This is a genomic window from Xanthomonas sp. 60 (assembly GCF_011761925.1).
Genome location: NZ_JAASQW010000009.1, coordinates 88,892 through 96,063 on the forward strand (window position 1 = coordinate 88,892; position 7,172 = coordinate 96,063).

At 67.2% G+C, this 7,172-nt stretch carries 7 protein-coding genes; all 7 read right to left on the reverse strand.

What is annotated here, in order from left to right; translation table 11 throughout:
* Positions 1-202: 202 nt before the first annotated feature.
* A complete protein-coding gene (gene der, locus FHY09_RS15800; protein WP_166927864.1) occupies positions 203-1,600 on the reverse strand; it encodes a ribosome biogenesis GTPase Der in 1,398 nt (465 codons plus the stop codon).
* Between the two features lie 16 nt (positions 1,601-1,616).
* Positions 1,617-2,825, reverse strand: a complete 1,209-nt coding sequence (gene bamB, locus FHY09_RS15805) for an outer membrane protein assembly factor BamB (RefSeq protein ID WP_166927865.1) — start codon at positions 2,823-2,825, stop codon at positions 1,617-1,619.
* The gene (locus FHY09_RS15810; RefSeq protein WP_166927866.1) at positions 2,825-3,463 is read right to left on the reverse strand and encodes a tetratricopeptide repeat protein; all 639 of its coding nucleotides are present in this window, start codon (positions 3,461-3,463) and stop codon (positions 2,825-2,827) included. The genes bamB and FHY09_RS15810 overlap by 1 nt, the downstream gene beginning before the upstream one ends.
* A gap of 81 nt (positions 3,464-3,544) precedes the next feature.
* A complete protein-coding gene (locus FHY09_RS15815; RefSeq protein ID WP_166927867.1) occupies positions 3,545-4,417 on the reverse strand; it encodes a RodZ domain-containing protein in 873 nt (290 codons plus the stop codon).
* Positions 4,418-4,423: 6 nt separating this feature from the next.
* Complete coding sequence (locus FHY09_RS15820) at positions 4,424-5,245, reverse strand: tetratricopeptide repeat protein (RefSeq protein ID WP_166927868.1); 822 nt, start codon at positions 5,243-5,245, stop codon at positions 4,424-4,426.
* On the reverse strand, positions 5,232-6,443 hold the full coding sequence (gene rlmN, locus FHY09_RS15825; RefSeq protein WP_166927869.1) for a 23S rRNA (adenine(2503)-C(2))-methyltransferase RlmN: 1,212 nt from the start codon (positions 6,441-6,443) through the stop codon (positions 5,232-5,234). Before rlmN ends, FHY09_RS15820 begins: the two co-directional genes overlap by 14 nt.
* Positions 6,444-6,452: 9 nt before the next feature.
* Entirely contained in the window at positions 6,453-6,878 is a 426-nt protein-coding gene (gene ndk, locus FHY09_RS15830) for a nucleoside-diphosphate kinase (protein WP_166927870.1), read from the reverse strand.
* Positions 6,879-7,172: the final 294 nt, after the last annotated feature.

Here is a 7,172-nt window from a genome sequence, read left to right on the forward strand (position 1 = left end):
TTGGAGCTGCGGATCTGCGAATCAGAGTGGCACGTTCAAATACGTCGCGTGCCTGACTGATGCAAGCGACATCAAGACGAAGGACGTTGAGTACACATGCAGCTGTGCAGCCAACGCTTGAATTCCGCCGCAACTGGATGCAGAAGAGCCGGCTCGCGCCGGCTCTTCTCTGCTCTGTCCCGTCGGGTTCACCCCGCCGGTTTCAGCGCCCCTTGACGTGCTTCATCATCCGGCGCTTGGCCTTGACCTGGCGTTCGGTGAGCACGTTCTTCTTGCCCTCGTAGGGGTTGGCGCCTTCGCGGAAGATGAACTGCACCGGCGTGCCCACCAGCTTGAAGCGCTTGCGGAAGAAGTTCTCCAGGTAGCGCTTGTAGGACTCCTGCAGGTCACGCAGGCGCGTGCCGTGCACGATGAAGGTCGGCGGGTTGGCGCCGGCCGGGTGCACGTAACGCAGCTTGGAAACATGGCCGCGGATGGTCGGCGGCGGGTTGGCCTCGGTGGCCACTTCCAGGGCCTTGTTGACCTCGCTGGTGCTGAACTCATGGTTGGCCGAGGTATGCGCACGGTGCACCGCATTGAACAGCTCGCGCAGGCCGGAGCCATGCATGGCCGAGATGCGCACGTTCTCCGCCCACGGCACGAAGCCCAGGCGCAGCGACAGCTGCGTTTCCGCCTGCGAGCGCTGGTATTCGGTCAGGCCATCCCACTTGTTGATGGCGATAACCAGCGCACGGCCGGCATCAAGCACCGCGCCGAGCACGCTCGCGTCCTGGTCAGTCACGCCTTCATGCGCATCAAGCATCAGCACGGCGACCTGGCACTGCTCGATGGCCTGCAGCGTCTTGACGACGGAGAACTTCTCCACCGCTTCATCCACCTTGCCCCGCCGGCGCAGGCCGGCGGTGTCGATCAGGCGGTACTCACGACCATCGCGCTCCAGGTCCACGGCGATGGAATCGCGGGTGGTGCCCGGTACTTCGGAGGCGATCATGCGGTCTTCGCCGAGGATGCGATTGACCAGGGTGGACTTGCCCACATTGGGACGACCGACGAACGCGATGCGCACCCGGTTCGGGTCATTGTCCATCTCCGCCGTCGTGCCCTCTTCCGGCAGGCGCTGCACGACCTCATCGAGCAGGTCGTCCAGACCCTGGCGATGCGCCGCGGAGATGGTCAGCATCTCACTGAACCCGTAGCGCGAGAACTCCGCGCGCACGGTGTCCTCGTGGGTGCCGTCGATCTTGTTGATCAGCAGCACCTTCGGCTGGGACAACTTGCGCAGCCACGCCAGGATGTCGTCGTCCAGCGAGGACGTGCCATCGCGGGCATCGACCACGAAGATGATCAGGTCCGCTTCCGCCGCTGCGGCACGGGCCTGGCGCGCTGTGGCGCCGGCCAGCCCTTCTTCCTGCTCGGCGATGCCGCCGGTGTCCACGATCAGGAACGGGTTGTCCTCGTCGAGGCGACAGACACCGTAGTTGCGGTCACGCGTCACGCCGGGCTGGTCATGGACCAGCGCGTCGCGGGTACGCGTGAGCGCATTGAAAATTGTGGACTTGCCGACATTCGGCCGTCCGACCAGGGCGACCAAGGGCAGCATCGCGTTTACTCCGTTATTAATTTACCAACCGGAAGGCGGTCAGCTTACCTTCGACGTTCTGCACGAGGACGATGCCCTCGGAGACGATCGGCTGGGCCCGGATCGGGTCGCCTCCCGCCTTGGCCCGGGCGGCCATCGCACCGTCGGACTGCTGCAGCCAATGTACGTAGCCATCCAGGTCACCGACGACCACATAGTCGCCCTGCACGGCCGGGCCGCTGAGCTGGCGCCGGGCCAGGCCGGTCTGCGACCAGGCGGCCGCACCGCTGGCCTTGTCCAGGCCGAACACACCGCCCTGGTTGTCGCTCACGATCACATACGACGAGGACGCCGCAACGCCACCGGCGCCGCCGTGGTCCCGCGCCCATAGCGGGCGACCGGTCGGCCCTTCGATGGCGAGCGTCTGGTTCTTGTAGCTGGTGACGAACAGGGTGTTGCCCTCCAGCAGCGGTGCGCCATCGACATCGGCCATGCGGTCCAGTTCGGTACGCCCGTCCGGGCTGCCGACCACCTGGTCCCACAGGGTACGGCCGTCGGCTGCCGCCAGGGCGGCCACCGTGCCGTCTTCGTTGCCGATGAACAGCACGCCCGGACCCAGCACCACCGGTGCGGCGCCACGCACGGTCAGTGCGGGCTGCTCGCGCGGGTTGAACCAGCGCTGGGTGCCATTCTCCGCATCGAACGCGGTGATGCGGCCGTCATTGCTGCGCACGAACACCATGCCCTGGCCGATGGCCGGGGCGGAAATCACTTCGCTCGGCACGCGGGCGCGCCACTTCTCGGTGCCATCGTTGGCATCGATGGCGATCACCTGGCCGTCCAGCGTCCCGACCGCCACCAGGCCGTCACCGTAGCCGGGACCGCCGGCGAGGCGCAGCTTCGGCTTCTTCTTTTCCTTGGCCGGCTCATAGTTCCAGATGCGCTTGCCGGTCTGCAGGTCGATCGCGTCAACACCGCCCGTGATCGCCGCCGCGTAGACACGGCCATTGGCCACGACCGGGCCCTGGCGCACGCCGATGCGCTTCTCGCCCTTGCCCAGGTTTACCGACCACAGCCGGTCGACCTTCAGCGTCGGCTCGAACTTGACCAGCTCAGCCGGTTCCTGTGCTTTCTTGGCGGCCGCGTCCTTGCCGGCGAACCAGCCCTTGACGGTGGTGCAGCCGGACAGCGCCAGCGCGAGCATGGCCACGGTGGCAAAGCGCTTGATGATGACACTCGAACTCATTAGACCGTCTCCGACTTCGCCGCGACGGTGCCGCCGGCGTCCATCACCTTGATTTCAAGCAGGCGCCGCTGCGGCGCTGCCACGTCCAGCGTCTTCAGCGCCTTCTCATACTGCGTGCGCGCTTCATCGCGCTTGCCCAGCGCCATCAGCGCATCACCCTGGATTTCCAGGCTGCTGCTGTCGCTAAGGCTGCCCAGCAGGGAGATGGCTTCGGACCCCTTGCCGGTGGCCACCAGCAGACGCGCGATGCGCTGCTGGACCACCTGCTGCAGGTCGCCTTCCACCTTCACCGCGCGCAGGGTCGCCAGCGCCTCGTCATGCCTGCCGGCTTCGACCTGCGCCTTGGCCAGCTGCAGCGCTGCCAGTTCCGAATAGATGTTCTCCGGACCCTCTTCCAGCGCTTTCACCGCCTTGGCGGCCTCGTCCAGCTTGTTCTCCTGGATGCCCTGCAGCGCTTTCTGATAGGCCACGTTGGCCGAAGCCAGCTTGTCACCGTGCGTCTGCTGCCAGTAGCCCCAGCCCCAGATCGCGGCGACGGCCAGGCCGACGCCACCGATGATGCTCAGGCCGTTGTTGCGCAGCCAGGAGCGGACGCGTTCACTTTGTTCGTGCTCGTCGAGCAGGTCGTCGATCGCCATGCGTACTCTCGCCCTGACCGCGCCGATGCAAGCATCGCCGGCCGGGACCGTTCAGATGGATTATGGATGCCGCCCGTGGCCTCAGTTCGAAACCGGGACGACGGAACCCTCGGAGGATACCGCAAAGCGTGCAACGTTGGCTCGCCGGTACGGTCCCAGGTCGATCATCGCGCCGTTCTGCTGAACCTCCACTGCCGAGGCGTTGCCCAGCACCACCCGGCCGATCTGCCCCGGGTTGAAGCTGCGGGTCTGGCCGGCACGGATCAGCGCCTTCTCCACAGTGCCGCCATCCGGGCCGGCGATGTCCACCCAGCTGTCCCCGGAGAACGTCATCTCAAGGGCACCCGTAGCCGGGGCGCTGGCCGGCGCGGCGGGACGCGGGACCGGCGTCAGCGAGGCCATGTACGGGGTGGCGGCAGGACGCTCGGACGTCGCCACTGCAGGTGCGGGCGCCGGCGCGGCGGCCTCGGCGGACGCGCCCTGCGGGGGCGCGACGGCGACTGTGGCCGGGATGACATCCAGGGATGCCGTGCTGGGCGCCGCCGCATCGAAATGGGTACGGGTGGCAAACCAGACCGGCACCGCCAGCGCGGCGGTGATACCGACATACAGCAACCGCCGCCCGACGCTCTCGGCGATCCGCCGTGCGCGTGGCGTATGGGTATGGCTGACCAGCGTCGGCGGAACGATCGGGCCGACCTGCGCCTGCTCGAGCACCCCGCTCACGTCCACGCCAAGCAGGCGCGCGTAGCTGCGCAGCTGGCCGCGCACGAACACCGGTGCGCCAAGGCGCTCCCACTGCTCGTCCTCGAGTGATCGTACGACCTGCGAAGACATGCGCAGACGCGCAGCCACCTCGTCGATGGTCTGTCCGGACGCTTCGCGCGCCTGGCGCAGGCGCTCACCGGCGCCGGCGGCGGTCTCGAACGCATTCACGGTCTGGTGGTCAGTCACAATGCCTCAACCCTTGGAATTGGTGCCCACTTCCTGCGGGAATTCCTGTCGAATCCGCTGCAGGTAGCGTTCTGCGGCACGAGGATCACCCAGTCGCGCCTCGATCTGCGACGCCAGTTGTAACACGGAACGTGTGGCCGGTGCAGCCGCGAGGCGTCGCTCGGCAAACGCGCGGGCATCCATGAAGCTGCCCTGGTCGAACGAAAGGCGGGCCATGGACTCCAGTGCGCGAGGGTCGCGCGGGGCCCTGGCCAGCGCGGCGCGCAGGGCGCGCTCGGCCCGGGCGCCCTCACCCGCCTGCAGGGCGCAGGCACCTGCATTGGACAACGCGACTTCCGGCGTAGCATAGCCCGGCGCCACCACGGCGCGGTCCAGCCATTGCAGCGCCTCGGCCGCACGGCCCCGCTCGCAGAGCCAGGCGCCGTAATTGTTGAGCACATCGCCGCGATCCGGCGCCAGCGTCGCGGCGCGTTCCAGCAGCCGTCCGGCTTCGGTGGCATCGCCTTGCCGGTCCGCCACGGCGGCCAGCAGCACCAGCGCATCGGGTCGATCGGGAATCAGCTTCTGTGCCGCCCGGGCGCGCGTTTCGGCAGCGACCAGGTTGCCGCTGCCCAGTTCGGCCCCGGCCAGCGTGATCAGGTTCTGGTACTCGTGCAGGCGGCGCACGCCAGCGCCATCGCGCGCCACGTAGACCGGTGCCACGCCGCCCAGCCCGGCACGTGACGAGTCGATGCCCTTGCTGCCACCCCCACACCCCGCCAGGGCCAGCACCGCGGCCAGCAGCACCGGTGCACGCAGGCCGGGAGCGCGGGTGTCAGGCCGCCGCATCGCTGCCGGCCTGCAGCATCTTGTCCAGGGCCTTGTTGAACTCGGCCTGTCGGCGGGTGCGGTCCATCACCTGCCCCTTGAGCTGGCCGCAGGCCGCATCGATGTCATCACCACGCGTACGACGCACCATGGTCAGCACGTTGCTGTCCAGCAGGATGGTCTGGAAGGCGCGGATCTGCGCATCGTCGGAGCGTTCATACCGCGTACCCGGGAACGGATTGAACGGGATCAGGTTGATCTTGCCCGCGCCCTTGGCCTGCACGGCGTTGTCGAACTGCCGCATCAGCCGGGCCAGTGCACGCGCGTGCTCGGGCTGGTCATTGATGCCCTTCATCAGGGTGTATTCGAAGGTCACCGATTCGCGGCGTTTGTTGGCGCGCAGGTAACGCGCGCAGGAGGCCATCAGATCGGCGATCGGGTACTTGCGGTTGAGCGGCACGAGGGTCTCGCGCAGCTCGTCGGTCGGTGCATGCAGCGACACGGCCAGCGAGACATCGCTCTCGGTGGACAGGCGGTCGATCATGGGCACCAGGCCCGACGTGGACAACGTCACGCGCTTGTTGGCCAGGCCGTAGCCCAGGTCATCGCGCATCACGCTCATCGCGCGGACGACGTTGTCGAAATTCATCAGCGGCTCGCCCATGCCCATCATCACCACGTTGGTGAGACGGCGCATCTGGTGCGGCACGTTGCCCAGGTGGCGGGCCGCCACCCATACCTGGCCGATGATCTCGGCGGTGGACAGGTTGCGGTTGAAGCCCTGGGTGGCGGTGGAGCAGAACGTGCAGTTGAGCGCGCAGCCCACCTGCGAGGACACGCAGAGCGTGCCGCGGGTCTTGTCCGGGATGTACACCGCTTCGATGGCGTTCTTGCCATCGGTGCCCATCGCCAGCAACCACTTGTGGGTGCCGTCGCTGGAGGGCTTTTCGAACACGATGTTGGGAACCAGCACCTCGGCATGGGCCTGCAGCTTGGCGCGCAGGCTCTTGCCGAGGTCGGTCATTTCATCGAAATCGGTGACGTAGCGATGGTGGATCCACTTCATCACCTGGTGGGCACGGAACTTCTTCTCGCCGAGGGTCTCGACGAAGAACCGTTCCAGGCCCGCGCGATCGAGGTCGAGCAGATTCTGCTTGCCAGCCGTGGGGCCCGAGGTGGGCAACGGCTGGATGGCTTGGGACTGTACGACCTCGTTCACGGCAACCTCTTAGCGGGAGACCACTTCGGTGGTGGCGAAGAAGTACGCGATTTCGTTGGCGGCATTTTCCACCGAATCCGAGCCATGGGCGGCATTTGCGTCGATGGATTCAGCGAAATCGGCGCGGATGGTGCCGGCTGCGGCTTCCTTCGGGTTGGTGGCACCCAGCAGATCGCGGTGGGCCAGGACGGCGTTCTCGCCTTCCAGGGCCTGGATCATCACCGGGCCGGAGATCATGAACTCGACCAGCGCGTTGAAGAACGGACGCTCGCGGTGCACGGCATAGAAGCCTTCGGCTTCACGGCGCGAGAGCTGCTTGTACTTGGCGGCGACGACCTTCAGGCCGGCCTTTTCGAAGCGTGCGTAGATTTCGCCGATCACGTTCTTGGCAACGGCGTCCGGCTTGATGATCGAGAGGGTGCGCTCCAGCGCCATGGTGGTATCTCCAGAAAGGCAATAAGAAAACCCGCGTTGGGACGCGGGCTTGACCAATTAATCGTAGGCGAATTGTAACGCGGGTGGCCTGGGGGCGGTAGTGGCGGGCGTTCTTGGGGTTCATGTGCGTCGTCAGGGGGGGGGGTCGAACGGCTGGGCCCCTCCGTGGTGGGCGCTGGGGCTGGGTTAACTGGATTGGGCCGGGGGGGGGGGGGGGGGGGGGGGGGGGGGGGGGGGGGGGGGGGGGGGGGGGGGGGGGGGCACCGCGGGGGGCGCGCCCCCCCCCCCCCCCCC